Origin of the sequence: Brachybacterium halotolerans subsp. kimchii (assembly GCF_020792675.1) — a bacterium.
Lineage (GTDB): Bacteria > Actinomycetota > Actinomycetes > Actinomycetales > Dermabacteraceae > Brachybacterium > Brachybacterium halotolerans.
The window spans coordinates 2,756,590-2,783,564 of sequence record NZ_CP086254.1 but is presented as its reverse complement, the minus strand read 5'-3'; the positions used below and the strand labels follow the sequence as shown (position 1 = coordinate 2,783,564).

General features: G+C 70.6%; 22 protein-coding genes and 1 pseudogene. 11 read left to right on the top strand and 12 right to left on the bottom strand.

Features of this window, described 5'->3' with window-relative positions; all coding sequences use genetic code 11:
• Positions 1 to 175: 175 nt before the first annotated feature.
• Entirely contained in the window at positions 176 to 1,195 is a 1,020-nt protein-coding gene (locus tag Bra3105_RS12475; RefSeq protein ID WP_228357040.1) for a TerC/Alx family metal homeostasis membrane protein, read from the bottom strand.
• A gap of 384 nt (positions 1,196 to 1,579) precedes the next feature.
• Here Bra3105_RS12475 and Bra3105_RS12470 point away from each other — a divergent pair, with 384 nt between their 5' ends.
• Together Bra3105_RS12470 and Bra3105_RS12465 are read left to right on the top strand one after the other, a co-directional pair.
• Positions 1,580 to 3,082 carry an MFS transporter gene (locus Bra3105_RS12470; RefSeq protein ID WP_228357039.1) on the top strand — a complete coding sequence of 501 codons (1,503 nt, stop codon included), beginning with the start codon at positions 1,580 to 1,582 and terminating at the stop codon, positions 3,080 to 3,082.
• Between the two features lie 159 nt (positions 3,083 to 3,241).
• Entirely contained in the window at positions 3,242 to 6,334 is a 3,093-nt protein-coding gene (locus Bra3105_RS12465) for a YhgE/Pip domain-containing protein (protein WP_228357038.1), read from the top strand.
• Between the two features lie 67 nt (positions 6,335 to 6,401).
• On the opposite strand, the gene Bra3105_RS12460 is transcribed toward Bra3105_RS12465, so the two are convergent.
• The 4 genes from Bra3105_RS12460 to Bra3105_RS12445 are packed head-to-tail and all read right to left on the bottom strand — an operon-like array spanning position 6,402 to position 10,718.
• Entirely contained in the window at positions 6,402 to 7,310 is a 909-nt protein-coding gene (locus Bra3105_RS12460) for a glycoside hydrolase family 43 protein (protein ID WP_228357037.1), read from the bottom strand.
• Positions 7,307 to 8,158 carry a carbohydrate ABC transporter permease gene (locus Bra3105_RS12455; RefSeq protein ID WP_228357036.1) on the bottom strand — a complete coding sequence of 284 codons (852 nt, stop codon included), beginning with the start codon at positions 8,156 to 8,158 and terminating at the stop codon, positions 7,307 to 7,309. Before Bra3105_RS12455 ends, Bra3105_RS12460 begins: the two co-directional genes overlap by 4 nt.
• A complete protein-coding gene (locus Bra3105_RS12450) occupies positions 8,155 to 9,375 on the bottom strand; it encodes a carbohydrate ABC transporter permease (RefSeq protein ID WP_228357035.1) in 1,221 nt (406 codons plus the stop codon). Before Bra3105_RS12450 ends, Bra3105_RS12455 begins: the two co-directional genes overlap by 4 nt.
• Complete coding sequence (locus Bra3105_RS12445; RefSeq protein ID WP_228357034.1) at positions 9,372 to 10,718, bottom strand: ABC transporter substrate-binding protein; 1,347 nt, start codon at positions 10,716 to 10,718, stop codon at positions 9,372 to 9,374. The genes Bra3105_RS12450 and Bra3105_RS12445 overlap by 4 nt, the downstream gene beginning before the upstream one ends.
• A 442-nt stretch (positions 10,719 to 11,160) precedes the next feature.
• Here Bra3105_RS12445 and Bra3105_RS12440 point away from each other — a divergent pair, with 442 nt between their 5' ends.
• The 5 genes from Bra3105_RS12440 to Bra3105_RS12420 all read left to right on the top strand — a co-directional run bounded on the left by Bra3105_RS12440 (position 11,161) and on the right by Bra3105_RS12420 (position 16,546).
• Positions 11,161 to 12,234, top strand: coding sequence for a LacI family DNA-binding transcriptional regulator (locus Bra3105_RS12440; RefSeq protein WP_228357033.1), 1,074 nt, complete (start codon positions 11,161 to 11,163; stop codon positions 12,232 to 12,234).
• A 71-nt stretch (positions 12,235 to 12,305) separates the two neighbouring features.
• Entirely contained in the window at positions 12,306 to 13,601 is a 1,296-nt protein-coding gene (locus tag Bra3105_RS12435; protein WP_228357032.1) for an extracellular solute-binding protein, read from the top strand.
• Between the two features lie 5 nt (positions 13,602 to 13,606).
• Positions 13,607 to 14,542 (top strand): carbohydrate ABC transporter permease, encoded by a 936-nt coding sequence (locus Bra3105_RS12430; protein WP_228357031.1) that lies wholly within the window; start codon positions 13,607 to 13,609, stop codon positions 14,540 to 14,542.
• 1 nt (position 14,543) lies between these two features.
• Entirely contained in the window at positions 14,544 to 15,422 is an 879-nt protein-coding gene (locus tag Bra3105_RS12425; RefSeq protein WP_228357030.1) for a carbohydrate ABC transporter permease, read from the top strand.
• 128 nt (positions 15,423 to 15,550) lie between these two features.
• Entirely contained in the window at positions 15,551 to 16,546 is a 996-nt protein-coding gene (locus Bra3105_RS12420; protein WP_228357029.1) for a glycoside hydrolase family 130 protein, read from the top strand.
• A 171-nt stretch (positions 16,547 to 16,717) separates the two neighbouring features.
• Here the strand turns inward: Bra3105_RS12420 and Bra3105_RS12415 are convergent, their stop codons facing one another.
• Both Bra3105_RS12415 and Bra3105_RS12410 read right to left on the bottom strand, forming a co-directional pair.
• Entirely contained in the window at positions 16,718 to 17,566 is an 849-nt protein-coding gene (locus Bra3105_RS12415; RefSeq protein ID WP_228357028.1) for a sugar phosphate isomerase/epimerase family protein, read from the bottom strand.
• Between the two features lie 89 nt (positions 17,567 to 17,655).
• Positions 17,656 to 18,123: a MarR family winged helix-turn-helix transcriptional regulator gene (locus Bra3105_RS12410; protein ID WP_228357027.1), complete on the bottom strand. Its 468-nt coding sequence runs from the start codon at positions 18,121 to 18,123 to the stop codon at positions 17,656 to 17,658.
• Between the two features lie 110 nt (positions 18,124 to 18,233).
• Between Bra3105_RS12410 and Bra3105_RS12405 the strand changes: the two genes are divergently transcribed.
• Positions 18,234 to 19,697, top strand: coding sequence for an MFS transporter (locus Bra3105_RS12405; RefSeq protein ID WP_228357026.1), 1,464 nt, complete (start codon positions 18,234 to 18,236; stop codon positions 19,695 to 19,697).
• Here Bra3105_RS12405 and Bra3105_RS12400 read toward each other — a convergent pair.
• From Bra3105_RS12400 to Bra3105_RS12385, 4 genes are read right to left on the bottom strand one after another with little or no spacing between them, the layout of a single operon-like run.
• Positions 19,665 to 20,285: a TIGR03086 family metal-binding protein gene (locus Bra3105_RS12400; RefSeq protein ID WP_228357025.1), complete on the bottom strand. Its 621-nt coding sequence runs from the start codon at positions 20,283 to 20,285 to the stop codon at positions 19,665 to 19,667. The genes Bra3105_RS12405 and Bra3105_RS12400 overlap by 33 nt on opposite strands.
• Positions 20,282 to 20,791 (bottom strand): SRPBCC domain-containing protein, encoded by a 510-nt coding sequence (locus Bra3105_RS12395; protein WP_228357024.1) that lies wholly within the window; start codon positions 20,789 to 20,791, stop codon positions 20,282 to 20,284. The genes Bra3105_RS12400 and Bra3105_RS12395 overlap by 4 nt, the downstream gene beginning before the upstream one ends.
• A complete protein-coding gene (locus Bra3105_RS12390) occupies positions 20,788 to 21,159 on the bottom strand; it encodes an ArsR/SmtB family transcription factor (protein ID WP_228357023.1) in 372 nt (123 codons plus the stop codon). The genes Bra3105_RS12395 and Bra3105_RS12390 overlap by 4 nt, the downstream gene beginning before the upstream one ends.
• A 57-nt stretch (positions 21,160 to 21,216) precedes the next feature.
• The gene (locus tag Bra3105_RS12385; protein ID WP_228357022.1) at positions 21,217 to 22,194 is read right to left on the bottom strand and encodes an alpha/beta fold hydrolase; all 978 of its coding nucleotides are present in this window, start codon (positions 22,192 to 22,194) and stop codon (positions 21,217 to 21,219) included.
• Positions 22,195 to 22,247: 53 nt separating this feature from the next.
• On the opposite strand from Bra3105_RS12385, the gene Bra3105_RS12380 reads away from it, so the two are divergent.
• On the top strand, positions 22,248 to 22,616 hold the full coding sequence (locus Bra3105_RS12380) for a MerR family transcriptional regulator (RefSeq protein ID WP_228357021.1): 369 nt from the start codon (positions 22,248 to 22,250) through the stop codon (positions 22,614 to 22,616).
• Positions 22,617 to 22,701: 85 nt separating this feature from the next.
• Here the strand turns inward: Bra3105_RS12380 and arfA are convergent.
• Positions 22,702 to 24,144 (bottom strand): annotated as a pseudogene (arfA, locus tag Bra3105_RS18665) (arabinosylfuranosidase ArfA); the annotation flags it as partial.
• 186 nt (positions 24,145 to 24,330) lie between these two features.
• Between arfA and Bra3105_RS12370 the strand changes: the two are divergent.
• Positions 24,331 to 25,392 (top strand): LacI family DNA-binding transcriptional regulator, encoded by a 1,062-nt coding sequence (locus tag Bra3105_RS12370; RefSeq protein ID WP_228357019.1) that lies wholly within the window; start codon positions 24,331 to 24,333, stop codon positions 25,390 to 25,392.
• 204 nt (positions 25,393 to 25,596) lie between these two features.
• Positions 25,597 to 26,958 carry an extracellular solute-binding protein gene (locus Bra3105_RS12365; protein ID WP_228357018.1) on the top strand — a complete coding sequence of 454 codons (1,362 nt, stop codon included), beginning with the start codon at positions 25,597 to 25,599 and terminating at the stop codon, positions 26,956 to 26,958.
• Positions 26,959 to 26,975 lie beyond the last annotated feature (17 nt).

The window sequence follows — 26,975 nt, the reverse complement described above, 5'->3', positions numbered from 1 at the left end:
ACTACGCGTAGTCAGAGGTCGGGTGACCGCATATATGGCACGTCACCCGACGCATGACTACGCGTAGCGCACGGAGGTACCGGATACCTCCCCCGGGCGACCGCGGACGGGCGAGGAGCCAACGCGCCATCACGCCCAGGCGAGCAGCCGCCCCCGGTTCGGGAGCAACCCGCGGTCAGCCCTGCTGCTGGTCGTCCCCGGAGCCGGAGGCGACCTCCTCGGGCTCGCTCTTGGGGCCCCAGAGCAGGGAGGCGACGGTCGCGATGGCCATGGCGCCGATGATCACGATGAGCGAGGCCGCGGTGCCGATCTCCGGCAGCTTCTCGAGGGCCTCGAAGCCGGGGATGAACTCGAGCGGGGCCTCGTGGATGGCGTGGATCAGCAGCTTCACGCCGATGAACGCGAGGATCGCCGCGATCCCGTAGTGCAGGTACGCGAGGCGGTCGACCAGCCCGCCCAGCAGGAAGTACAGCTGGCGCAGACCCATGAGCGCGAACAGGTTCGCGGTGAACACGATGAACGGGTTCTGGGTGATGCCGAAGATCGCGGGGATCGAGTCGATCGCGAACATGACGTCCGTGAGCCCGATGACCACGAACACCATGAGCATCGGCGTGAAGACCTTCTTGCCGTCCAGGACGGTGCGGATCCTGTTGCCGTCGTACTCGTCGTGGACGTGGATGAAGCGGCCCACGAACTTCTGGACCGCGCTGTCCTCGCCGTCGTCCTCGTCGTCATCGCCCTTGACCTGCTTGATCGCGGTGTAGAGCAGGAAGATGCCGAAGATGTAGAAGATCCAGGACAGGTGGGAGATCGCGACCGAGCCCACCAGGATGAAGATCGCGCGGGCGATCAGCGCGATGATGATGCCCACCATCAGCACTTCCTGCTGGTACTTCTTGGGCACCGCGAACTTGCCCATGATCAGGATGAACACGAAGAGGTTGTCCACGCTCAGCGAGTACTCCGTGAGCCAGCCGGTGAGGAACTCGACCGAGACGTGGTGCGTGTCGCCCACGAAGTACAGGATCAGCGCGAAGACCAGCGCGAGCGCCACGTAGAAGCCCACCCACGCCAGGCACTCCTTCATGGAGGGCACGTGCGGACGGCGCGAGACGAGGATCAGGTCGCCCACGATGATGGCGATGAGGACCACCAGGGAGGTGATCTCGAAGGTCATGGACAGCTCACCCATGCGAGGGGACCCTCTCGGAAGCGGTGCGGGGACGGAGCGACCCGGGCCGACGGCGCGAGGCGTCTCGCGCGGTTCCGCCGTGGCCCGGCACCCCGTGCGATGCCGATGCGGCTTCGGGTGGGAGGACGGGCGGCACGAGGCACGGGCCGGGTCTGATCCCCTCAGGGTACCGTCGGCGCGGGCCGCGGCCGTTGTGAGAATCCCGGCGTCATGGGCGAGCTCCGGGCGATTGTGACGAATCACCGCGGCCGCCCGCCGTCGGCCCCGTCTCATCGCGCGATGCGCCCCGGCGGGCCCGGCGTAGCCTGAAGGAGTCCCCTCGGCAAGGACGCCGGCCTCCCCACGCAGACCCCCATGCAGAACATGCAGAACAGGTGCTCCTCCATGTCCGGCCCGGCTCCGTCCACCGCCACCGACTCGCAGAGCGCGCGGACGTCCCCAGGCGCCCGCACCCCCGAGTCCGCCTCCTCGCTCGAGTGCTGCGCTCCCGAGCGGACGGCGCGTGAGCGCGCCCGTGCCGCCCGCGTCCGCCGCGCCGCGATCGACCCCCGCGTCCAGGCCGCCCGCCGCGGCCGGCGCGCCCTGCTGCTGTGGGGCATCGCGATGTTCGCGTACATCGTCACCGTCGCCGGCCGCACGAGCTTCGGCGTCGCGAGCGTCCAGGCCGCCGACCGCTTCTCCGTCGGCTCGGCCGCTCTGTCCCTGTTCGGCATGGTGCAGCTGGGCACGTACGCGGCCGCGCAGTTCCCCGCCGGTCTGCTGCTGGACCGCTTCGGGGCGCGACGGATGCTGGTCGCCGGCAGCGTGCTCATGCTCGTCGGGCAGATCGGGATGGCGTTCTGCACCGTCTTCGGCCTCGCCGTCGCCGCCCGCGTCCTCATCGGCGCGGGCGACGCCACCGTCTTCATCTCCGTGATCCGCCTGGCCGCCGCCTGGTTCCCCGCGCGCCGCGTCCCGCTGATCACCCAGCTCACAGGCGTCCTCGGCCAGTCCGGCCAGGTGATCTCGGCGATCCCGTTCTTCGCGATCCTCGTCCACGTGGGCTGGTCGCCGGCCTTCTCGCTGCTGGCAGCCCTCGTGTTCGCGGCGGGTCTGGGGTGCCTGCTGCTGGTGCGCGATGAGCCGCAGGACGGTCTGCCCACCGGCGCGATCCCCGTGCTCGCCTCCTCGCCCTGGCTGGTGCTGAAGGATGTTCTCGCCTCGCCCGGCGCGTGGGCCGGACTCGCCGCGCACTGGATCACCCTGTTCGCCGTGAACACGTACGTGGTCATGTGGGGCGTGCCCTTCCTGTCCTCGGGGCACCGGCTGCCGATGAACCAGGTCTCCACGCTGCTGACGATCCAGGTCCTCATCGGCATGGCGCTGGGACCCGCGATCGGGACGCTCTCGGGGCGCTTCCCACTGCGCCGCGGGCGCGTGCTGGCCGTGGGCGTGACGCTCATGGCCCTGCTGTGGACGGCGACCCTCGCGGTGCCCGGTGAGCACTCGATGCTCGCCCTGCTGCCGCTGGCCTGCGCGCTCGCGCTCGGGGCGGCGCTCAGCGGTCTCGGGTTCGACGTCGCTCGCACGGGCGTGCAGCCGATGTCCGTGGGCACCGCCGTGGGCTTCGTGAACATCGGCGGATTCGGCGCGGGGCTGGTCTCCGTGTTCCTGGTGGGTCTGGTCCTGGACCTGCTCGCTCCCGCGGGGAACCCGGGCCTGGACGACTTCCGGCTCGCCTTCGCCTCGATGGGCGTCCTCTTCGCCCTCGGCGTGATCGTGCTGCTGGTCGCCTCGGCACGCGGGGGCCTGCGCCCCGTCCCGCGCAATGGCCGCCCTCTGACCCCCGCCGAGGAGATCGGCGAGGAGCAGGCCGAGGCCCGCGCCGGGTCCGGCTCCGCAGCCTGACTCCGCACCGCCTTCCGTCGCATCGCCCCACGGATCTCCCACCGGTTCTCCGCCGGCTCCCGCTCGCCCTCTCCCGCGCACTGCATCTCAGCTATTCGCTCCGCCACACCTCGACTCGATACATCGACGTATTGAGTTGGCCGACGTATCGTCGTGCCCGTGCCTCACAACAGTGCTCCCGCGCGTCTCCTCAACTCCCTGCGCAGCGTGCTGCCCGATGAGTGGGCGAAGCCCATCGCCGCCCTGTTCATCACCGGGCTCTCGCTCGTACCGATCATCTACGCCGGCAACCTGACCTGGTCCTTCGCCGACCCCAACAACCACCTGGACCGCATCACCGCGGCCGTGGTGAACGAGGACACAGGCTCCGACCTGACCACTCCATCGGGCGACTCGAAGCACATCGACGCGGGCGACGAGTTCGCCGACACCCTCACCGATCTCGACAAGCCCACCGCCTACCGCTTCGTCGAGGTCGACGCCGAGACGGCGGAGAAGGGACTGGCCGACGGCACCTACGGGGCGACCGTCGTGATCCCGAAGGACTTCTCCTCCAACGTCTCCAAGCTCTCGGACGATCCCGGGAACGCCGCGCAGACCCTCATCGACGTGCGCACGAACGACACGATCAACTACGTGAGCGGCAACTTCACGAAGTCGATCGGCACCGCCCTCACCGACTCCCTGCGCAGTTCCCTGTCCAGCGAGTACCTCGACCAGATCTACGTGGGCTTCTCCTCGATCCACGACGGACTGGGCGATGCGGTCGACGGCTCGGGCGACCTGAAGGACGGAGCGGGAGACCTCGAGGACGGCATCTCGGACCTCTCCGACGGGGCCGACGACCTCGAGGACGGCACCTCGCAGCTCGCGGACGGCACCGGCCGGCTCGTGGACGGCACCTCGCAGCTGGCCGACGGCACCGGGCAGCTCGTCGACGGCAGCGGCACCCTCGCGGTCGGCCTCTCCCAGCTGCGCAGCGGCGCGGTCGAGCTGCACGACGGTACCGTCAGCCTCAGCAGCGGTGCGAACTCCCTGGATCAGGGCCTCACCACGCTCGACGGCAGCAGCTCGACCCTGCGCGACGGCTCCTCGAAGCTCGCCGACGGCACCTCGCGGCTCGACGGCGGCGCCTCGGATCTGGCCGACGGGGCCCGGCAGGTCGCCGACGGCACGGCCGCTCTCGACAAGGCCGTCACCGACGCGCAGAAGAAGGCCGATGACCTGGGCATCGACTCCGATTCCGTCGACAGGGCGTCCAAGGACGCGAACAAGGCCGTCGACGACCTCTCCACCGCTGCCGACGACCTCGTCGACGCGCTCGACGATCCCTCCCACGACGTCGGCGCCCTGCAGAAGAAGGCCGCCGACCTCGCGGAGAAGGCGAAGACCGCGGACACAGCGGTCACCGATCTCGGCGACGACGTCTCGGCCGCGAGCGAGGACCTGTCCACGGTGCGCGACGCACTCGACGGCGTGCAGGGCGCATCGGGCCTGAAGGGCGACACGGCCGATGCCGACGCCGCCGCGCAGGCCTCGAAGACCTCCTCGAGCGATGTCGCCTCAACGGTGGACGACTACACGAAGCGGCTCGACGAGATCGCGGCGACGTGCAGCACCTCCGACGGCGGCGCGGGCAGCGGCTCCGACGACGCCTCGGACGGCGGCGGGGACGAAGCGACGCCCGCCGCCGACTCGCAGGTCTGCGCGCAGCTCGCGGAGCTCTCCGAGGACTCGGACGGCCTGCGGGACTCCGCGAGCACCGCCTCGGATGACGCCGCGACCACCGCGACGGCCACGGCCGATGCGAAGGATGCCGCGGCGAACCTCGACTCCCTCGGGAGCGACGTCACCTCGGCGGCCGACGACCTCGCGACCCGCCTGGACAGCATCCAGACCCGGGCCGCGACGGCCAGCGACGCCATGGACGCCCTGCGCACACCGGCCGAGGAGCAGGCTCAGGACATCACGGACATCGCCGATGCGATCGACGATGCACGCACGGCCGCCCAAGGCACCGATGCAGAGGATGCGAAGAAGCGCATCGACGCCCTCGCCGACCAGGCCCGGCAGGCTGCCGACGCTCTCCCCGGCGCCTACGACCAGCTGCAGTCCGGCGCGGCCGACGTGCACCGCCTGAACGACGGCGCCCAGCAGGTCGCCGACGGCGCCGACCAGCTCGCCGGGTCCACGGGCACCCTGAACAGCGGCGCGCAGTCGCTCGACTCGGGGCTCGGCCGCTATACCGACGGCGTCTCCAGCGCCCGCTCGGGCGCCGACCGGCTCGCCGCGGGCAGCTCGGCGCTCACCAGCGGCTCCTCGCAGCTCGCCGATGCGTCCGGCTCCGCGGCGCAGGGCGCGTCGGACCTGCATGACGGAGCGACGCGCGTCGACGACGGCGCGCAGCAGCTGGCCTCCTCCTCCGTCCAGCTCGACGACGGCGCGCAGCAGGCGGCCGACGGCTCCGCGCAGCTCGCCGACGGCGCGCACCGGCTCGACGACGGCGCCGTGCAGCTCGTCGACGGCGCGGACCAGCTCCACAGCGGGCTCGTCGACGCCCAGGACCAGGTGCCGGACTACAGCGACGCCGAGCGCGAGAACCTCGACGACGTCGCGAGCGACCCGGTGGGCATGAACTTCGAGCGCTCGAACGACGTGGGCCGCTTCGGCGAGGGCCTCACGCCGCTGTTCCTGTGCATCGGCCTGTGGGTCGGCGGCATGTCGATGTTCCTCATGATGCCGCCGTTCTCCGCGCGCGCCGCGCGCCGCGGCGTCGGGGCCGTCAAGCTGCTGGTGGGCGGTCTGCTGCCGGCGTTCGTCCTGGGCATCGTCGAGTCGGCGATGGCCGTGGCGGTCCTCCACCTGGCCGTCGGCATCGAGGTCATGCACCTGGGGTGGATGTACCTGCTGGCGGCGTTCACCTCCCTGGTGTTCGTCGCCCTGAACCACGGCTTCGGCGCTGTGTTCGGGCCGATCGGCAAGTTCGTGGGGCTCATCCTCATCGCTCTGCAGATCGCCGCCGGCGGGGGCACCTACCCCGTGCAGACGATCCCCGCGTTCCTGCGGTTCTTCCACCCGTACCTGCCGATGACCCACGCGATCGACGCCTTCCGGGGCGTGATCGGCGGCGGCTGGGTCAATCCGGTCCAGGACCTGTCGGTGCTCGGGATCTGGCTCCTGATCGGCGTGGCGATGGGTCTCGCCGGAGCGCTCCGGGCGCGGCACGGCGCGTCGACCGGCGACGCCGACTGACACGGTCGGGCCGGGTGACGCCCGGCGGGCGGGCCGACGCCCGACGGCCCGCCCGACCGCGCGGCGCTCAGCCCACGACGCGCAGGCTCGGCGCCCGCGGATCGACCTCGAGGCGCCGCAGGTGCATGTACCGCCCCGTGTGCTCGGGGTCCCAGGCGTGGAAGGCGATCACGTCCTCCCCGTCGGGACCTGTGGTGAACGAGTTGTGCCCGGGCCCGATGAGCCCTGTGGCCTCGTCGGTCGCCAGCAGGATGTCCTCGCCGTCGGTCGGCCGGTGCCATGGGCCGGTGGGATGGCGGGCCCACGCCCACGCGGTCCGGTACCCGGCCCCCTGGTAGGAGCCGCCCGAGTAGCTGAGGAAGAGCACGCCCTCGCGCTCGAGCACATGGGCTCCCTCGAGCGTGTGCCAGTCGTGGACGCCGCCGTGCATCGGACGGTCGCGCGCGAAGATCTGCCAGTCGGCATCCGGGGCGAGCACCGGGATGATCTCCCCGATCCGCGTCGGCTCGGGCAGCGGCGCGACCGCGAGGTGCGTGCCCACGCGCTCGGCGTCCAAAACGTCCCGCGCGAAGAACAGCCACCAGCTCCCGTCGGCCGCCCGGAACGGGGACGCGTCGATCGCGAAGAGCTCCCCCGGGGTGAGGTCGACGCCCTGGTCGCGGAAGGGCCCGCGCGGGGTCCCGGCGCGGGCCACCCGCAGATGGTGCCCACGATCGCCGTGGCCCACCGAGTAGTACATCCACCAGGCGCCGTCGCGCTCGCACACCTCCGGCGCCCAGTAGGACTCGCCGGCCTCCTCTGGAAGCGCCTCGAGCACCTCGCCGATGGTCTCCCACGTGCGCAGGTCGGGAGAGACGGCGGCCGGGACCGCGCGGCCGTCCGCGGTGCGCGGCCCCGTGCCGAAGGCGATCCAACCGTCGTCCGTCCGCACCACGTCCGGGTCCGGGAGCGGATGCCCGTAGGCGGGCGCGCTCATCCCTTGAGCCCCGTCGCCGCGATGCCGGACACCAGATAGCGCTGGAGGAAGAAGAAGATCGCGAGCACCGGGATCAGGCTGAGCGTCGCCGCCATGAACAGTCCCCCGTAGTCGAAGGTCTGGGCGGTGAGGAAGGACGACAGGTAGATCTGCACCGTGTTCGCGCTCTGCCCGGATCCGGCGACCACCAGGGGCCACAGGAAGGCGTTCCACGATCCGATGAGCCCCAGCACGGTCAGCGCCGAGGCGAAGGGCAGCGTGTTCGGGAAGATGACCTGGAAGAACGTGCGGAAGTAGCCGGCGCCGTCGATGTGCGCCGCCTCCTCGACCTCCTTCGGGAAGTTCACGTAGAACTGGCGGAAGAGGAACACGTTGAACGCGCCGAACAGGCCCGGGATGATCAGGCCGCGCAGCGTGCCGATCCACCCCAGCGAGGCCACGATGATGAAGTTCGGGACGAACGCCGTGGTGCCGGGGATCAGCAGCACGATCACGACCATCATGAACATGGGCCTGGCGAACCGGTTGGGAATCCGCGCGAGGGCGTAGCCGGCGAGCGCGGCGATGAGGATCGACAGGCTCGTGGCGACCACGGCCATGATCGCCGAGTTCTTCAGCGCGTCCAGGAACCGCGGATCGCTCAGCACCTCCGGGATCCTGGCCCACTGCGGGTTAGAGGGCCAGAACGTGAAGGTCGTCGAGTAGATCTCGTCGTTCGTGGACAGCGCCGTCTTCACCATCGCGTAGAACGGCACCAGGAACACCAGTGCGAGCAGCGATGCGATCACGTAGCGCACGATCAGTCCGCCGCGGCGGCGCCGGTACCCGGCCATCGTCAGGGTGCTCATGAGCGGTCTCCTCCGTCGGGTCGGATGATCTCCGGTGCCGCCGCGGCGGCGGGGTGGCCCCCGTCGGCCGACAGGTCGGAGGGGGCGTCGGCCGACGGACTCTGGGGCGCGCCGGTCCCCGCGAGATCCGCGGTGACCGTCGTCCCGACGCCCGCGCCGATGCCGCCTCCGACGTCCGTGCCGACGCCGGCCCCGGCAGCGGCACCGGCACCGACGGACCCGACGGGCCCGCGCCGACGCCACGGCAGGCGGCGCCGACGGGCGTCGTCGTTGCTGTCGAAGCCGATGATCCAGGTCTGCAGGAGGCCGGCGACGACCATGATCGCGGTGAGCACGAGCGCGCCCGCGCTGCCGTGCCCGAAGTCCTGCTCGGGCCCGAGCGCGATGTTGTAGAGGTAGACGAGCGGCGGGCGGGTCTCCGGATTGTTGCCGGTCAGGTTGTAGAACTCGTCGAACGCCTGGAAGGCCGCGATGAGCAGCAGGAGCAGCACCGCTGTCGAGGTCGTGCGCAGCTGGGGCAGCGTGATCATGCGGAACATGCGCCAGCCGCCGGGGTTCAGCCCGTCGACCGCCGCCGCCTCGTAGAGCTGGGAGGGGATCGCCTGCAGGCCCGCGAGGAACAGCAGCATGTAGAACCCGACCTGCATCCACAGGCGCACGGAGATCAGCACGACCCACCAGTACGGGGAGGCCGAGAGCCAGTCCGCGATCGGGTCGAGCCCGATGCTCGAGAGCATCGTGTTCACGACGCCCGAGTCCAGGCCGTTGAACAGCCCCAGCCGCCACACGACCGAGGCGACGACGTAGCTGCAGGCCGTCGGCAGGAAGAACACCGAGCGGTAGAACGCCTGGAAGCGCGGGATGCCGTTGACCAGCACCGCGAGGAACAGGGAGGTGGCCATGGTCACCGGCACGATGAAGATCGCGAAGATCGTGAAGGTGCGCAGCGAGTACAGGAACGCCGTGTTGGTGAGGAAGTCCTTGAAGTTCCCCAGGCCCACGAACTGCGTGGGCAGCACGGTGCCCTTCGCCTCGAAGAAGCTCAGCGCCCCGCCCCACAGCAGCGGGATGATCGTGAAGATCAGCAGGCCGACGGCGAACGGGGTGAAGAACAGCCAGAACGCGATCCCGGTCCCGCGGATGCGCGTGGGGCGGGAGCTGTCGCGCGAGCGCGCCTGCGCGGCGCGCGAGGACCGGCCCGCGGTCGCGGTGCTCACTTCGCGACTGCCTTGTTGCTGGCCTCCTCCGCCGCGGACAGCTCCGCCTCCGGGTCCGCCCCCTTCTTGAGGATGTTGCTGATGGCGTCGGTGAACGGCGTGTTCACGGCACCGGTCCACTCGGGCGGCCCGGAGACGCCCATCTCCTTCGCCATGGTCGCGATCTCGAGCCCGTTGCCGGACTTCAGGGCCTCGGCCTTGTCGGCCACCGAGGTGATCGGCGGGATGTGGAACCCGTAGCTCAGGGCCCAGTCGGTCTGGTCGTCCGTCTGGTCGATCCACAGCCACTTCACGAAGGCTGTGGCGGCCTCGATGTTCTTCGAGGCGCCCGCGACCTGCTCATTCCACGAGCCGACCATCGCGACCTGCTTCCCGTCCGAGCCGACGGACGGATGGGGGAAGACGCCGACGTCGTCGAGCGCGTCCTCGAGCTGCGGCAGCGCCCAGCATCCGCCCCAGGTGATGGCCGAGAGCCCGGTCGAGAAGGCCGCGGGGTCGGTCCAGTCCGAGGGCGCCCCGGTGAGCAGGGACTTGTCGGACTTCATCTGCTGGATCTGCGTGAGGCCCTCGACCATGCCCGGCGTGTTGTAGCCGACGGCGTCCCTCGCCTCGTTCATCGGACTGCCGCCCGCGGCCCAGATCATCGTCCAGCAGGTCGCATCGAAGTTGTTCCCCAGGAACAGGCCCTTCTGCTTGCCCCCGGTGAGCTCCTTGGCCGCATCCACGAGGTCGTCCATGGTCTTCGGGACCTCGATGCCGGCCTTCTCGAACATCGACTTGCGGTAGTAGAAGTGCTGGGGATCCAGGATCATCGGGACGCCCCAGATCTTGCCGTCGATCGTCACCGTGTTCAGCGACGCCGGGTTGAACTGGTCCTTGACCGGCTCCATGATCGAGGAGAGGTCGGCGTAGCGCCCCTGCTTCGCCTGGTCGACCGCGATCGCGTTGTTCTCGAACACGTCGACGCCGTTGCCCGAGAGCAGGCTCGTGGAGAGCTTCGCGGCGTAGTCGCCCATCACCCAGTTCACCGTGACGTCGTTCTTGTCGTAGGCCGCGGCGTACTTCTTCGCGGCGTCCTGCGTGCCGTCCTCGCCGTACTGGTGGTACCACTGGCTGATCCCGCCGCCACCGCCGTCGCTGCCGCCGCCCTTGGTCAGCCCTCCGGTGTTGCCACCGCAGGCCGCGAGACCGATGCCCATCGCGGAGGCGCCCGCAAGGCCGAGGGCGCTGCGCCGGCTGAGCGGCGCCCGGGAGATCCCGGCGCCGTCCACCGGGCCCCGCCGCAGCCGTCCCGCGTCCCGCATCGAGTGATCGTCGCTGTTCCGTGCGCTCCGTCGCGTCATGGTGACCTCCCTGGGCCTCCACCGGGCAGGACGTCGTCGTCCTCCTCCATCCGGTGGTGTCGCGGCGATTCTAACGTTGCACATGGTGCGCATCACAAGAGGCGGGAGGTCTCGGTATGGTCTCGCCGCGCGCGCGGCGTGCACGTTCCGCTCCGCGCTTCACGCTCACCCGCTCACCCGCTCACCCGCTCACCACGTCATCTGTGCGGGTCTGCGGACCTTTCGCGTCGACGAATGGTCCGCACACCCGCCCGAGCACAGCCCCGACCACAGCCACAGCCACCGCTGCGAGCGTCGAGCACGGCCTCGGGCACGCCCGCCAGCATCGCGCCGTGCACCTTGACACCGTGGATGCAAACCGGTTTGATGGCGCCCGTTCGTTCCGATGCGCGCCGCCGTAGGACGCCATCGCCGAATCCGCCGTTCCACGAGGAGGTGCCCGATGCCGCGAGCAACCATCGGTGACGTCGCGCGCGTCGCGGGTGTGTCCAAGGGGACCGTCTCCCTTGCGTATTCGGGGAACCGGCCGGTCGCGGAGGAGACGCGCCGACGCATCTTCGCGGCGGCCGAGGACCTGCGCTGGACTCCCAGCCAGAGCGCCCGGGCCCTGGCGACCTCCCGCACCGGCAGCATCGGACTGGTGCTCAACAGGCGTCCCGACGTCATCGCCACGGACACCTTCTTCTCCCGCTTCATCGCAGGCTGCGAGGCCGTGCTGGCAGAGGCGGGAATGGGCCTCATGCTCCACGTCGTCGGGGACCCCGATGCCGAGGCCGCGGTCTACGAGCGCTTCGCAGCCGGACGGGTCGACGGGGTGATCCTGCTGGATGTCGAACAGGACGACACCCGGCCCGAGCTCGTGCGCGACCTCGGACTGAGCGCAGTCGTTCTCACCGGTGAGCAGCCCCGGACGGACACGAGCTCGGATCTTCCCGTGGTCTGGACCGACGACGCGTCGGCCATCCATGAGCTCGTCGACCTTCTGGTCCACGCCGGCCACGAGCGCATCGCCCATGTCGCGGGCCCTCTGCGCTACGTCCACGCGGCGACTCGCCGCCGTGCATTCGAGGCGGCGATGCGTCGGCACGGTCTGGAAGAGGCCCGGATCGTCGAGGGCGACTTCACCGCAGCCTCGGGACGGTCGGCGGCCGAGCAGCTGCTCGGGTCCGCGGCCCCCTGCCCTTCGGCCGATGGAACCGCGCCGATCACGCTCCCCGACCGCCCGACGGCGATCGTCTTCGCCAACGACGTGATGGCGATCGCCGGCCTCTCCTATGCCCGCAGCATCGGGCTGCGGGTTCCCGACGACCTCTCGATCACCGGGTTCGACGACTCCGAGCTCTCTGCGCACCTCTCCCCCGGACTCACCTCGGTATCGACCGGGGCAGAGGCCCGTGGGGAGGCCGCGGCGCGCACTCTTCTGGCCGTCCTCACCGGGGCGGCCCCGCAGTGCGTGGAAGTCGAGGGCAATCGCGTCGTGCGCCGAGGAAGCCTCGCACCCCCGTCCACCGTCTGACCCACCGCGCGCACCCGAGCCGTGCGCGCCCACCCCTCGGCCCATGGAGCCGACTGTCCCTGAGGAGATCGATGAGGACCCTCACCCGCCGCACTCTCGGCACCGCAGCGCTCGCTCTTCCGCTCGCCCTCGCGGCGTGCGGACGCAGCGCCGTGGACTCCCAGGAGGCCGCGACCTCGCGCGGTCCGATCAGCATCTGGGTCTCCACCAATGAGCAGGAGCTCGCCTGGGGCAAGGCGGTGAGCGAGGCGTGGAACGCCGAGCACGAGCACGAACCGGTCACGTTGCAGGAGATCCCGGCCGGTTCGAGCTCCGAGGAGGCGATCACCGCGGCGATCGTCGCGGGAACCACCCCGGACCTCATCTTCAACATCTCTCCCGCTGCTCTCCCGGACTGGGTGCGTGCGGGCGGTCTCGTCGACCTGACGACTTTCGAGGGCGGCCGCCGCCACATCGAGGAGCGCGGCGGCACGCGCGCCCGGAACTATGCCGAGGACGAGGGGAAGGGCGGCTACTACCAGCTGCCGTGGAAGTCCAACCCCGTCATGCTCATGTACAACCGGAAGATCTTCGCCGATGCCGGCCTCGACGCGGAGACACCGGACCTGGACACCTTCGACAAGCTCCTCGACGCCTCCCGTCAGATCGTCTCCTCCGGGGCTGCAGGATCCGCGATCTGGCCGTCGCCGACGAGCGACTTCTATCAGCCCTGGTCCGACTTCTACCCGCTCTACCTGGCCCAGACGGGCGGCACCCGGCTCATCGAGGACGGTTCGGCGACCTTCGACTCGCCCGACGGACTGGCGGTCGCCCGCATGTGGAGGTCCATGTACGACGAGGAGCTGGCACCACGGGAGCAGTCGACCGATGACGCCATGACCACGGGCGCGACCGCGATGCAGCTGGCGGGTCCCTACGCGATCGCGACCTACAAGGATGCGATCGACTACGGCTTCATGCCTGTGCCGACGGCCGAGGGGATCGCCGCCGAGAAGACCATCACCTTCGCCGACTCCAAGAACGTCTCTCTGTGCTCGACGAGCACGAACCGCCTCACGGCCTGGGAGTTCCTGACCTTCGCGACCGACGAGAAGTGGGACGGGGAGCTCCTCGAGCTGACGGGGCAGATGCCTCTGCGCCAGGATCTCGCCTCCGTGTACCCGGACTACTTCGCGAAGAACCCCGACTACACGAGCTTCGCCGACCAGGCGGACCGCGTGGCCGACGTCCCGTACGTCTCCGGAGGGATCGAGATCTGGCAGAGATTCCGCGACGCGTACTCCGGGGCGGTGATCTTCGGGACCGACTCCGTGGAGCAGGGGCTCGAGGACGTCGCCCACCAGATCGACGCCCTGATCAAGGAGTGATGACGATGACGACTCCCTCCGCTCTCGCGGCGCCTCGCGCCCGCACCTCCGCCCGCGACCCGTGGTGGCGACGCCTTCTCGGCACACAGCCGCTGGGGCTCGGCATGTCCCTCCCCTACATGGTCTTCCTGGCGGTGGTGATGGCGTACCCGCTGGGCTATGCCGTCTACATCTCGTTCTTCGACTACGTGTTCACAGCGCCCGGCGTCCACGCCGACCACCCGTTCGTGGGGCTCGCGAACTACCGCGCCGTGCTCAGCGATCCGCGCGTTCTCGGCTCCTTCGCGAACATCGCGGTGTTCCTGATCATCAACGTCCCGCTGACGGTGATCCTCTCGATGGTGCTCGCCTCGGCGCTGAACTCGTTGACGCGCTGGACAGCGGCCTTCCGGGTCGCCTTCTACGTCCCCTACGTGACCGCGAGCGTGTCCCTGATCGGCGTCTGGATGCTCATGTTCTCGCAGGACGGGCTGGTCAACTCGATCCTCGGTCCGTTCGCCCCTGACCCCTCGTGGCTCGTGAACTCGCACCTGGCGATGCCCTCCATCGCACTGTTCGTGACCTGGAAGCAGCTCGGGTTCTACGTCCTGCTGTATCTGGCCGCCCTGCAGAACGTCCCCAAGGAGCTCTACGAGTCCGCGCAGGTCGACGGCGCCGGGGCGGCGAAGCGCTTCCTGCACATCACCGTCCCCGGGGTCCGCTCCACGACGCTGCTCGTGCTGATCCTCGCCATCATCACCGGCTCGAACCTGTTCACGGAGCCCTACCTGCTCACCAACGGGGGCGGGCCCGACGGGGCCTCGGCCTCACCCGTCCTGCTCATCTACCAGAAGGGCATCCAGCAGGGGAACCCGGACCTCGCCTCGGCGATCGGCGTGATCCTCGTGATCCTCGTCGGCCTGCTGTCACTGATATCGACGCGCCTGACGAAGGAGGATTGAGATGTCCGTCGATCGTTCGACCCCCGGGGCCACCCCGGACCGCGCAGGCCGCAGGCGCAGGTCACGGGGGTCTGTGTACGCGGTGCTCGCCGTCATCGCTCTGGTCTTCATCTTCCCCTTCTACTTCATGGCGATCGGGGCGTTCCAGGAGGACCCGACGACGAGCCTGTCGGCTCTCGCTCCCCAGGGCGGGTGGACGCTCGAGAACTTCACGACGATCAACGAGCGGCTCGGGCTGCTGCGGGCGCTCGTGAACTCACTCGTCTTCACCGCCGGCGTCCTCGCGGGAACCCTCGTGTTCGGACTCGCCGCCGGGTACGCCCTCGCCAGGCTCCGCTGGCGGGGCCGCAGCGCGCTGTTCGTGGTCATGCTGGGCGTCCAGATGATCCCCTTCCAGCTGCTGATGATCCCGCTCTACGTCCAGATCGCCGGGAACTACGGGCTCGGCGACACCTACGCAGGGATGATCCTGCCCTCGCTCATCAACACGACGGCGGTGTTCATCTTCCGCCAGTTCTTCCGGAGCCTGCCGGAGTCGATCTTCGAAGCGGCGCGCATCGACGGCGCCAGCGAGCTGCGCGTGCTGTGGTCCATCGCGATCCCCATGGTCCGCCCTGCCATCGCGACGGTCGTGCTGATCACCTTCATCGGCCCGTGGAACGAGTTCCTCTGGCCGTTCCTCATCACCAAGGAGTCCTCGATGCAGCCGCTCGCCGTGGCGCTCGCCAACTACATCAACAACGTCGCCGGGACGGTCGCGAACCCCAACGGCGCGATCCTCGCCGGCGCTTGCACGCTCGCCTTCCCCGTGGTGATCCTGTTCTGCCTGTTCCAGCGCTACTTCACGGCATCCGACATCGGAGCCGGCATCAAGGGGTGAAGTCCTCACTGCTCGATGCGCGCATCCGACCCGGCGGCAGGCCCTCACGAACCGCTCCGGTCTCCATGACGACCGGTGCAGGCAAACCACAGCCCCCTCACCACACCCCCGAACCGCGAAGGACAACCATGACCACCGTCAGCCTCTTCGGCGATGCACGCTTCCCCTTGGGGCCGTTCACCCCCTACGAGCACAACCCGATCCTGCGCCCGAAGGGCGACTCCTGGGAATCGGCGAACCTCTACAACCCCGCAGCCCTCGTCGTCGACGACCAGGTCGTCCTCCTCTACCGCGCCCACGCCGAAGACATCGTCTCCCACATCGGCATCGCCTTCAGCGACGACGGCTACCACTTCGAGCGCGAGGACGCCCCGATCCTGTCCCCCGAGCACGACTACGAGCGGTACGGCTGCGAGGACCCCCGCATCGCCTGCATCGAGGGCACCTACTACCTGACCTACACGGGCTGGGACCGCGAGACCGCCCAGCTGTGCCTGGCGACCTCACCGGACCTGCGCACCTGGACCAAGCACGGACCACTCTTCGAGGACTTCAACACCTTCGCCGCGGTCAGCGACAACGGCAAGCAGAACTGGTCGAAGGCCGGCGTGATCGTCCCCCAGCAGATCCACGGACAGTGGTGGATGTACTTCGGAGAGGGAGCGATCTACTGGGCCACCAGCGACGACCTCATCCACTGGACACCCGGAACACCCGACACCGAACCCATGTACTCCCCCACCCCGGGCACCTTCGACGAAGCCCTCGTGGAGATCGGCACCTCCCCCGTCCTCACCGACACCGGACTGCTGCTCATGCTCACCAACGGCGCCACCCGCATCGTCCACGAGGACGGCACCACCGGCGTCGACTACCGCTGCGGACAGATCGTCATCGACCCCGCCCAACCGACCACGGTCCTCGCCCGTCTCCAAGAGCCCTGGCTGCGCCCGCAGACCTACGAGGACACCCACGGCCTGGTCTCCAACGTCACCTTCGTCGAAGGACTCGTGAAGTTCCACGACCGCTGGTTCGCCTACTACGGACAGTCCGACACCACCCTCGCCGTCGCAGTCACCGACCCCGACAACAGGTACGGCACAGGACTCCACGCCGACGCATGAGTCCGACGGGGCGAAAACGGCTCCGAGGCCCCGCGGCCCGCACGAAGTGCCACGGTCCCCCACAAGATATGAGGCCGGCGAACCAAGAGAAGCTTCTCTTGGTTCGCCGGCCTCATATCTTCTGCTCGACCGGACCGCGTCAGTTGTTCCGCGCCGGGCCGGGCGCTGGCCTCACTCCCCCGCGATCGCGCGGTCCAGGAGGCCCGAGATCTGCTCGAGCACCTCGTCGACGGGGCGCTCGGCGAGCTCCTTCATGAACGGCTCGATCTTCACGGGGCCCGAGTAGTCGGCCGCGCGCACGGCGCCCATGAAGCCGGGGACGTCGATGACGCCGGTCGCGAAGGGCAGGCGTCGGTCGAGGTCCTGCTGCTCGTCGCGCTCGCGGTCGTCGCGGGCGTCGTTGATGTCGACCGAGACGATGTCGGCGTCGGTGAGGCCCTCGAGGTCCGACACGTCCTCGCCGGCGGTGTACCAGTGATAGCTGTCGAGGATGAGGCCCACGTTGTCGGCACCCGAATCGGCGATCAGCTCGCGGGCCTCGCGCAGCGAGTGGATGAAGGGGAAGCGCTCGGTGGACCAGAAGGTCTTGGGCCCGATGTACTCGAGGCCGATGCGCAGGCCGGCGTCGGCCAGCAGGTCGGCGACCAGCGCGAGGCGCCCGGCGTGCAGCCGCCAGTTGCGGCGGTGGTCGAGCTCGTCGTGCATCGGCCGCATCCAGGTGCCCACGCGCGTGACGCCGGCAGCGGTGAGCAGGTCCAGGCTCTCCGGGAGATCGACGAGGGCGCGGCGGAACTCCTCGGCCGGAGCATCGAGCGGCACGGGCAGCCCCGTCATGCCCCACTCCAGTCCGCGCTCGCGCACGGAGTCGGCGAACTCGCGGACGGCTGCGGTGCTGCCCAGCGAGCGGAAGTGTCCGAGATCGGGGTCGACGCCGCCGAAGCCGTGCTTCGCGGCGAGGTCGACGGCGGTGGGCAGGTCGAGGTCCAGGCCGAGTGCTCCGGCGGAGAGGTTCGAGAACATTCCCCGAGCCTAGGCGCGTTCTCTTCCCACGTGGGGAATTCCCGAGCGATGTCCATCTGCTGGGACTCCCGGGGACGCACCCGATCAGGTCACGAGGCGTCGTCCCCGGGGGCGAGAGATCCGTAGGCGTCGACGAATCGCTCCAGGAGCTCCAGCAGCCGTGAGGAGTCGGCCTCCCCCAGCGTGCGCAGGGCGGCCTCGTACCCCTGGAGAGAGATGGCGACGTCCTTCTCGAAGACGTCCCTGCCGGCCTGCGTGCTCACGACATGGAAGGCGGACCCCGCCGCGGGGCGCGTCTTCTCGAGGAGCCCGTCGGCCACGGCCGCGTTCACCTGGCGGTTCACCGTCGACTGCTCGAGGCCGAGCTCGCGAGCGATCTCCTTGAGCGTGCGCGGCGACCCATCCGTGAACAGCCAGAGGATCCGCAGGTCGGCGGTCCCCAGACGCATGTTCTGCTGATGGCTGCGACGGAAGCGCTCGAGCCTCGCGTACTGGCCGGCCAGGCGCCTGCCGCCCTCGACGTCCATCGTCGGATCGTCGCCCTCGTGCGCGGTCATCTCGTTCCTCTCGTCACCCGGGATGGGCTTCCCATCGAGCAGTGTGTAGTCTACATAGCGTCGCTTGTGTAACTTACACATCGTTTCGCGCACCTCTCCGGAAGGCCCTGATGACACCGACACCCGACGTCGCCCCGCACCGCGCCGCCACCCGGCGCCCGGCACTGATCCTCGCCGTGGCGGGCTTCTCGAGCCTCAGCGCCTCGCTCATGCAGTCGCTCGTGATCCCCATCCAGCCCGAGCTGCCCACCATGCTCGACACCTCGGCCGCCAACGCGGCGTGGGTCGTCACCGCGACGCTGCTGGCCGGCGGCGTGGCCATGCCCGTCTCGGGGCGGCTCGCCGACCTCAAGGGCCGCAAGCCCGTGCTCCTCGCCTCCGCCGTCCTCCTGCTCATCGGCTCGCTGGTCTGCGCCCTTGGCGACTCCCTCGCCCCCGTCCTCGTGGGGCGCGTGCTGCAGGGCCTCGCGATGGGGTACATCCCCGTCGCCATCAGCTTCGTCCGCGAGGTGATGCCCGCCCATCTGCGCAACGCGGCCGTGGCCGGCATCAGCGCCACGCTCGGCGTCGGAGGCGCCCTGGGTCTTCCGATTTCGGCCTGGATCGCCCAGTCCTACGACTGGCACGCCCTCTTCTGGGTGGCCAGCGCCCTCGCCGCCATCATGGTGATCGCCACCGCAGCGGCCCTCCCCCATCGGCCCGCCGCGGCCTCCGGGCGCCTCGACGTGCTCGGCGCGCTCGGCATGGCTGTCGGCGTCGTCGGAGTGCTGGTGGGCGTGTCCAAGGGCAGCAGCTGGGGATGGACGAGCCCGGCGACCCTCGGCACCATCCTCGGCGGGCTGCTGGTCCTCCTCCTCTGGGGCCGCTTCGAGCTGCGTCGCACCAGCCCGCTGGTGGACCTGCGCACCACCGCCCGTCGGCCGATCCTGCTCACGAACATCGCGGCGGTGCTCGCCGGGTTCGGGATGATGGCGCAGTCGATCGTGATGCCCCAGCTGCTCCAGGCGCCGGACGCGACCGGCTACGGCCTGCACCAGACGATGCTGCAGGCGGGACTCTGGATGGCGCCGGCGGGCCTGATGATGCTCGCCTTCACCCCGATCTCGAGCCGCATGCTGGACCGCCTGGGCGGGCGGATCACCCTCGCGATCGGCATGATCGTGCTCGCCTCCGGGTACGTCCTCGCGTTCTTCCTCACCGGTGCGCCGTGGCAGCTCATGCTCGCCTCCTGCGTGTCCTCCGCCGGCGTGGGCATCGCCTACGCGGCCATGCCCACGCTGATCATGGAGAACGCCCCCGAGGCGGAGGCCGGGGCGGGGGTCGGGCTGAACTCGCTCATGCGCTCGATGGGCACCACGAGCGCCGGGGCGGTGATGGCGATCGTGCTCACCTCGGTCACCATGCCGCTCGGCAGCGCGGCGATCCCCACGCTGGACGCCTTCCGCCTGTGTTTCGCGCTCGGCGCGGTCGCGGGGCTCGCAGCCGCCGGCGTCACACTGTGCATCTCGCGCCGTCCGTCGTCGCCCACTCCCACCCCGCAGTCAGCTCCCGAGGCCGAGCCGGCCCTGTCCTGAGCCCGCCGGCGGCGCCCAGCGCGGATCGCGGCCGAGGAAGGCGAAGAGCCGCTCCTGCTCGCTCGCGCCCTCCGGGACGGGCTGCTGCTCGCCGAACTGGCCCGTCGGCCGCAGGTACTCCTCCATGGCGCTCATGCCGGTGAGCGCCGCGTGGACCATGTCGGGATCGAGGCGGTCGTCCTGGCCGCTCGAGCGCGCGAGGTCCCAGGTGTGGAAGAAGACGTCCCCGGTGAAGATCTCGTCGATCACGGCGCCGACCGCACGGTCCTGCCCCGTGTGGCGATTCGCGTGGGGGCGCGCGGAGACCTCGGGGGCGGCGAGGATCCTGCGGATCTGCTCGTCGAGGTGCGTCCAGGCACCGACCGGGTCCTCCTCGGCCGACGACCCCGGCGCGAAGCGCACGTCGGAGCCGTCCTCGATGACCGCGGGCAGCCAGGTCACCAGGTGGTCGACGACGTCGCGCGCCCTCCACTCGACCACGGGCGTGGGCGCGTCCCAGTCGGCCGTGCCGCGCACGGTCGCGGTGAAGCGGTCGGAGATGGCCCGGTACTTCTCGGCGGGCGGGAGCTGTGGGAGGGGCGCGGTCATCGCTGCTCGCCCCGCTCGGTCAGGAGCGCGTCGAGGGCCTCGTACCCCTGCTGCACGCCTCTCTCCATGTCGCTCGCGAGCATCTGCTCGCGGGAGGCGAAGGAGTCAAAGAGCGAGCATCCGTGCAGGCGGGTGCGGCCGTTGCCGAGGTCCTCGACGCGGACGGTCTCCAGGGTCACGGCCTCGGGCCAGGCGTCGTAGGTGAAGGTCTGGACGATGCGGTCGGGGAGCACGTCGTGGAAGCTGCCGTGGAAGGAGTACGACTCCCCCTCGGGGTCGTCTGTGCGGAAGGCCGCGTAGGCCCAGGCGCCGCCGGTGGTGGCGTCCCAGCGGGTGATGCGGGTGGTGAGGTCGTGCGGGCCGATCCAGCGGGCGAAGAGCTCGGGGTCGGTGTGGGCGCGCAGCACCTGCTGGGGCGATGCGTGGAAGTCGCGCTCGATGCGCACGACGGGCAGGTCGGGGTCGGCGCTGATGCGTGCGGTGGTCAGGGGTGCGTCGGTGCTCATGGCTGGTCCTCCTCGGAAGGTGCATGCGTCGGGGTGGCGGGCGGGGCGGTCTCGGGATCGGCCAGCACGTCCTCGAGGCGGGACATGCGCGCTTCGGCCGCGCGTCGGTGCCGGTCGATCCATCCGGTCAGCTCGCCCAGGGCCTCGGCGTCGAGGCGGACGGGGCGGCGCTGCGCGTCGCGGCTGCGGGTCACCAGACCCGCTCTCTCGAGGACCGCGATGTGCTTGCTGACGGCCTGCAGTGACATGTCGTAGGGGGCGGCGAGGTCGCCGACGGCGGCGTCGCCGAGGGCGAGCCGGGAGACCAGGTCGCGCCGGGTGGGGTCGGCGAGGGCGGCGAAGGCCCTCGTCAGTTCATCGTCGTTCATCACGTCCTTCGTCAACCGGTGGGTTGAGGACGACAGTACGCCGGCCGACGTCCGCGATCAACCCCTCGGTTGAACACAGACGTCGGGGCCCGCGGAGGACTCGAGCCGCGCGAGCCACTGCCGCACCGTGTCCCCGACGGCGCGCGGTGCTTCGAGGGGCGCCAGGTGCCCGACGCCCGGCAGGAGGCGGGGCGTCGGCCTCCCGGGCAGCGCCGCCGACAGCCTGTCCGCCTGCTCGACGGGGATCCACGGGTCCTCCTCGCCCCAGCCGATCGCGACCGGGCAGCGCACCGAGCCCAGGCCGCGCGCGATCTGTCGGGTGTGGGCCGGCGTGAGCGCCGCGATCTGGCGGCAGAAGCCGGACCTCCCCTCGGGCGTCGCCCAAGGGTCCACCAGCTGCTCGAGCACCGGGGCGTCGAGCGGGGCGCCCGCCGCGCCGCCGGCCTCGCCGCCCGCAGCGTCACCCGCCGCACCGCCCGCCGCGCCGGAGATGTACTCGCGCACGAGCGCACGGTGCAGCTGCGGCGGCAGCGCGGCGAAGACGTCGGCGTTCTCCGCGACCAGCCGGAAGAACGGCGATCCCCAGGGCTCGAGCACCACCGGGTCCCAGAGCATCAGCGAGGCGAGGTCCTGGCCGTGCAGGAGGTGGGCGCCCAGCGCCACTGCGCCGCCGATGTCGTGGGCGACCACGTGCGGGCGCTCGATCCCGAGCACGTCGAGCAGGCGGGGAAGCCGGCCCATCTGCGTCGCGAGGTCCACCGGGACCTGCGGCCCCATCTCGGAGCGGCCGTACCCCGGCATGTCCCACAGGAGCACCCGGCGATCCGCGGCCAGGGTCGCCGCGACATGGGCCCAGACCCGCGCCGACCAGGGAGTTCCATGGCACAGCACGACGTCCCGGCCCGTCGGCCGCACCGACGTCCGCCCCGTCGGCCCGCCCACCGCCGACTCGAGGAGCCAGGTGGCCGTGCGGATGCCGTCGAGATCGACCATGGCGGGCGCGGGCAGCGCCAGGGGGTGCGTCTTCGTCTCCATGCCGGGGACGCTAGGGCTTCAGGTCGACCTGAGGTCAATGCCAGGATGGCCCGATGAGGATCGGGGACGCCGCGCGGCTGATCGGGGTGCCGGCCCACGTGCTGCGGCACTGGGACGACATGGGCGTGGTCTCGCCCTCGCGCACGGCCTCGGGCCACCGCGAGTACGACGAGGAGCAGGTGCGACGCCTGCGCGTGCTGCGCGCATGCCAGGAGGTGGGGCTCTCGCTCGCGGAGATCCGCCTCGTGCTGCACCGCGACGAGGCGGGGCGCGCGCAGGTGATCGAGGAGCGCCTCTCGCGCATCCGCGCCCAGCGCGAGCGCCTCGCGGACGCGGAGTCCTTCCTCGAGCACGTGCGCACCTGCCGGCACGACCTGCTCACCCGCTGCCCCGCCTGCAGTCGGTTCGCCGACGAGGGCTGAGGGCGCCGACCGGTCAGTCCCGGTGCAGCCGCACGAGGCTCCAGGAGATCGCGGGCAGCGCGCCGGACAGCCGGCCGCCCTCGACCCGGATCGAGTCGTTGGCCTGCGGCGTCACCGTGTCCGGTGCGTCCTGGGTGTTCGCGGCGTAGGGGTCCTCGTGGTGGAGGGTGAGCGCCTCGACGAGGGAGAGGCCGCCGAAGTCCGCGAGGTCCACGGCGAGGTCGAGCTCGCGCTCGGGATCGCGGTTCACGACGAACAGGGTCAGGTCCCCGGCCCTCTCGTCCCAGGTGGCGACGGCGTCGGCCGCGCTCGAGGTGCCGAAGCGCTCGTTGGCGAAGGTCGGGGCCTCGATGCGCACGTCGAGCACCTCGCCGGCGGCGTGGCGGGCGGTGAGCGCGAAGGGATGGAAGGTGGTCTGGCGCCAGGCCGCCCCGCCGGGCGCGGTCATGATCGGGGCGATCACGTTGACGAGCTGTGCGAGGGAGGCCGAGGCGACGCGGTCGCTGTGGCGCAGCAGGGAGATCAGCAGGCTGCCCACGACCACGGCGTCCATCGCGTTGTAGGTGTCCTCGAGCAGCACGGGCGCGACGGGCCAGTCGTCGCCCTCGGGCGGGCGGGACTCGGCGCGGTGCTGGTACCAGACGTTCCACTCGTCGAAGCTGACCATGATGCGCTTCTCGGCCTTGAGCTCGGCGCGCACGTGGTCAGCAGTCGCGACGACGGCGTCGATGAAGTGGTCCATGTCGTCGGCCGAAGCGAGGAAGGAGGCCTGGTCGCCGTCCTTCTCGGCGTAGTAGGCGTGGGCGGAGACCATGTCCACGAGGTCGTAGGTCTCGGCGAGGACAGTCGCCTCCCAGGCGCCGAAGGTGGGCATCTGCGAGCTCGAGGACCCGCAGACGACGAGCTCGAGCCCCGGGTCCTCCTGGTGCATGGCGCGCGCGGTCTCGGCGGCGGTGCGGGCGTACTCCTGGGCGGTCTTGTGGCCGGTCTGCCAGGGGCCGTCCATCTCGTTGCCCAGGCACCACATGCGGATCCCGTAGGGCTCGGGGTGGCCGTGGGCCGCGCGCGCGTCGGAGAGCGCGATGCCCTGCGGCGCATTGGCGTATTGCAGCACGTCGAGCGCCTCGGGGACGCCGCGGGTGCCCAGGTTCACCGCGTACATCGGCTCGACGCCGGCGCGCTCGGCCCAGGCCATGAACTCGTCGAGGCCGACGGTGTTCGGCTCCGTCGAGTGCCACGCGAGGTCGTGGCGCGCGGGCCTCTCCTCGACGGGGCCGACGCCGTCCTCCCACCGGTACCCGGAGACGAAGTTGCCGCCCGGGTAGCGGACGCTGGTGACGCCCAGCTCGCGCGTGAGGTCGAGGACGTCGGTGCGGAAGCCCGCCTCGTCGGCCGCGGGGTGGTCGGGCTCGAAGATGCCGCCGTAGACGCAGCGGCCCAGGTGCTCGACGAAGGCCCCGAAGGTGCGCGGGCGCACGGGCGCGACCCGGAAGGCGGGGTGCAGGGCGAGGGTGACGGTGCGGGTCATCGCGGCGGGGCCTTTCATCGTCTACAACGTTGCAGACGATCTCACCACGGCCCCCGTCGGCCGTCAAGAAGTTCCCCGCGGCCGCTGCCGGGAGGAGGCCAGGAGGAGGCGCTCCGCCGCGCCGATCCTGCGGACCCCGCAGGCAAGCGGCTTCCCGCGGCACCCCGCGGTGGCACAATCAGCCGCATGCCACCGTCCACCCGCCGCGCACGGCGCCGACCGCCCACGCTGCGCGACGTCGCCGAGATCGCGGACGTCTCCATCAAGACGGTGTCCAACGTCGTCCACGACTACCCGCACGTGCGGGAGTCCACCCGCACCCGCGTGCAGGAGGCGATCGCGGTGACGGGCTACCGGCCCCAGCTCGCCGCCCAGCAGCTGCGCACCGGTGCGAGCGGCATCGTCACCCTCGCTGTCCCCTCGCTGAACTTCAGCTACTTCTCGAACCTCGCGCAGACCTTCATCGACGAGGCGCAGGGCCGGGGCCGAACGGTCGTCCTGCACACCACCTCCGCGGGCCGCGACGAGGAGATCGAGGTGCTGCGCGGCTTCCGGCGGCGGCTGGGCGACGGCGTCATCTTCAACCCCATGCAGGTGGGCGAGGACTACCTCGCGCAGATGGAGCACGTGGACCAGCCCACCGTGTTCATCGGCGAGCACCTCTCCGACGCGCACCTGCCGCCCGGATCCGACTACGTCCGGATCGACAACACGCGGGCGACCGCCGACGCCACCGCCCACCTGCTCGAGCGCGGCCGGCGCCGGCTCGCCTTCGTGGGCGCCATGGAGACCACGGACCCCGCGCCCCACAGCTCCTCCGGCCTGCGCATCGAGGGCTTCCGCCAGGCCCTGTGGCGCCACGACCTCGACCCCGCGCGGGCGCCGATCGAGGAGGTCGCGGACTGGCATCGGGCCGACGGGCGCGAGGCCGCGCACCGCCTGCTGGACGCGCATCCGCACCTCGACGGCCTGGTGTGCGGCAACGACGAGATCGCCCTCGGCGCGCTCGCCGGCCTGCGCGACCGCGGCCGCACCGTCCCGGGCGACGTCGCGGTGGTCGGCTACGACGACAGCCCTGAGGCGCTCTTCGCCCATCCTCCGCTCACGACGATCCGTCCGGACAAGCAGTTCCTGGTCAAGGCGGCCCTCGACATGCTCATCGAGCGGATCAACGGCTACGAGGGGGGTCCGCGCACGATCACCGCGCCGCACGAGCTCGTGGTCCGCGGGAGCACGCCGGAGGGCTGAGGGGGCGGCTCACGTCGCCGCTGAGCGCGCCCGGAGCGTGTCCGGAGTGCGCCCGACGGCACCCCGGCGTCCTGCGCGCCCAGCGCCCGCCGAGCTCTCCGCCACCCCTTTGCGCTCGGCACCGCCGCGTGTATTCTCAACGTTGCAAAGATGCTCTGGGTCACGTTCACACCGCGATCCCGATCCACGACGGAGTGATGCCCCATGCGTGTGCGCACGCCCCTCGGCTCTGCCGGCCGACGTCCCGTCGGCCGCCGCACCCTTCTCGGCTCGACCGCCGTGCTCGGCGCGTCCGCCGCACTGGCCGGCTGCGGCGGACCCCTCGGCGCGGGCCTGGTGGGCAGCGAGGTCGCCCCCGAGACCCTCGTGTTCTGGAACCTGTTCGGCGGCGGAGACGGCGGGCGCATGCAGGACATGGAGAAGGTCTACGCGAAGGCCCACGGCGGCTCCTCCTCGCTGCAGGCCACGACCTTCGCCTGGGGCAATCCGTACTACTCCAAGGTCACGCTCGCGACCGTCGGCAACCAGCCGCCCGACGTCGCGGTCGCCCACCTCACGCGTGCGAAGCCCCTGTGGGACGGCGGCATCCTCGACCCCATCAGCGAGGACGACCTCGCGAGGGTGGGCCTGAAGACCTCGGACTTCAACGAGAAGGCCTGGAGCGCGCAGGTCACCGACGGCAAGAACATCGCGATCCCGCTGGACACCCACCCCTTCGTCATGTTCTTCAACCATGACGTGATGGACAAGGCCGGACTGCTCGAGTCCGACGGCTCCCTCACCGACCTCTCGGGGGTCGAGACCTTCGAGTCCGCCCTCGAGGAGATCAAGGGTGTCACCGGATCGGAGGCCCTGACCTCCGCGAACGTGAGCGAGACCGCGACGCCGTGGCGACTGTTCTGGTCGCTGTACAACCAGTACGAGGACGCCACCCCCTTCCTCTCGGACGGGGGCGCGAAGATCACCGTCGACGAGGACATCTACACGGACATCACGGCACGTCTGCAGAAGTGGGTCGAGAAGGGCTGGCTGAACCGCGGCATCGACTACGCGGGGTCCCAGACGCAGATGGCGACGGGCAAGGCCGGCATCTACCTGCAGGGCGAATGGGAGATCAGCACCTTCCAGTCGATCGAGGGCCTGAAGTTCGGCATGGCGCCGATCCCCACCCTCTTCGACCGGCCCGCCGCGCAGGCCGACTCCCACACCTTCATCCTGCCGAAGAAGGACCGCACGCCCGAGCAGCTGACGCAGGCGCTCGGATTCATCAAGTCGATGCTCACCGAGTCGATGACCTGGGCGGAGGGCGGGCACGTCCCCGCCTACCTCCCCACCTACGACAGCGCGGAGTACAAGAAACTCACGCCGCAGTCCGACTACGCCTCCGCCGCGGAGAACGCCTACTACGACGACGCCGCCTGGTACGGGGGCTCGGGCTCGACCTTCGAGGCGACGGTCGGCGCGCAGCTGGCCCTCGTGCAGCAGGGGTCGACCACTCCGGAGGGCGCGCTGAGCGCCATCCGCAGCCAGCTCCAGACCTACCTCGACACGCCCAGCCCGCTCTGAGCCGAAGGGACGCACGC

Excerpts from the sequence above, each read along its gene's own strand:
- Bra3105_RS12475 (WP_228357040.1), bottom strand. The coding sequence starts at position 1,195 with ATGGGTGAGCTGTCCATGACCTTCGAGATCACCTCCCTGGTGGTCCTC.
- Bra3105_RS12470 (WP_228357039.1), top strand. The coding sequence starts at position 1,580 with ATGTCCGGCCCGGCTCCGTCCACCGCCACCGACTCGCAGAGCGCGCGG.
- Bra3105_RS12460 (WP_228357037.1), bottom strand. The coding sequence starts at position 7,310 with ATGAGCGCGCCCGCCTACGGGCATCCGCTCCCGGACCCGGACGTGGTG.
- Bra3105_RS12455 (WP_228357036.1), bottom strand. The coding sequence starts at position 8,158 with ATGAGCACCCTGACGATGGCCGGGTACCGGCGCCGCCGCGGCGGACTG.
- Bra3105_RS12445 (WP_228357034.1), bottom strand. The coding sequence starts at position 10,718 with ATGACGCGACGGAGCGCACGGAACAGCGACGATCACTCGATGCGGGAC.
- Bra3105_RS12440 (WP_228357033.1), top strand. The coding sequence starts at position 11,161 with ATGCCGCGAGCAACCATCGGTGACGTCGCGCGCGTCGCGGGTGTGTCC.
- Bra3105_RS12435 (WP_228357032.1), top strand. The coding sequence starts at position 12,306 with ATGAGGACCCTCACCCGCCGCACTCTCGGCACCGCAGCGCTCGCTCTT.
- Bra3105_RS12430 (WP_228357031.1), top strand. The coding sequence starts at position 13,607 with ATGACGACTCCCTCCGCTCTCGCGGCGCCTCGCGCCCGCACCTCCGCC.
- Bra3105_RS12425 (WP_228357030.1), top strand. The coding sequence starts at position 14,544 with ATGTCCGTCGATCGTTCGACCCCCGGGGCCACCCCGGACCGCGCAGGC.
- Bra3105_RS12420 (WP_228357029.1), top strand. The coding sequence starts at position 15,551 with ATGACCACCGTCAGCCTCTTCGGCGATGCACGCTTCCCCTTGGGGCCG.
- Bra3105_RS12415 (WP_228357028.1), bottom strand. The coding sequence starts at position 17,566 with ATGTTCTCGAACCTCTCCGCCGGAGCACTCGGCCTGGACCTCGACCTG.
- Bra3105_RS12410 (WP_228357027.1), bottom strand. The coding sequence starts at position 18,123 with ATGACCGCGCACGAGGGCGACGATCCGACGATGGACGTCGAGGGCGGC.
- Bra3105_RS12405 (WP_228357026.1), top strand. The coding sequence starts at position 18,234 with ATGACACCGACACCCGACGTCGCCCCGCACCGCGCCGCCACCCGGCGC.
- Bra3105_RS12400 (WP_228357025.1), bottom strand. The coding sequence starts at position 20,285 with ATGACCGCGCCCCTCCCACAGCTCCCGCCCGCCGAGAAGTACCGGGCC.
- Bra3105_RS12395 (WP_228357024.1), bottom strand. The coding sequence starts at position 20,791 with ATGAGCACCGACGCACCCCTGACCACCGCACGCATCAGCGCCGACCCC.
- Bra3105_RS12390 (WP_228357023.1), bottom strand. The coding sequence starts at position 21,159 with ATGAACGACGATGAACTGACGAGGGCCTTCGCCGCCCTCGCCGACCCC.
- Bra3105_RS12385 (WP_228357022.1), bottom strand. The coding sequence starts at position 22,194 with ATGGAGACGAAGACGCACCCCCTGGCGCTGCCCGCGCCCGCCATGGTC.
- Bra3105_RS12380 (WP_228357021.1), top strand. The coding sequence starts at position 22,248 with ATGAGGATCGGGGACGCCGCGCGGCTGATCGGGGTGCCGGCCCACGTG.
- Bra3105_RS12370 (WP_228357019.1), top strand. The coding sequence starts at position 24,331 with ATGCCACCGTCCACCCGCCGCGCACGGCGCCGACCGCCCACGCTGCGC.
- Bra3105_RS12365 (WP_228357018.1), top strand. The coding sequence starts at position 25,597 with ATGCGTGTGCGCACGCCCCTCGGCTCTGCCGGCCGACGTCCCGTCGGC.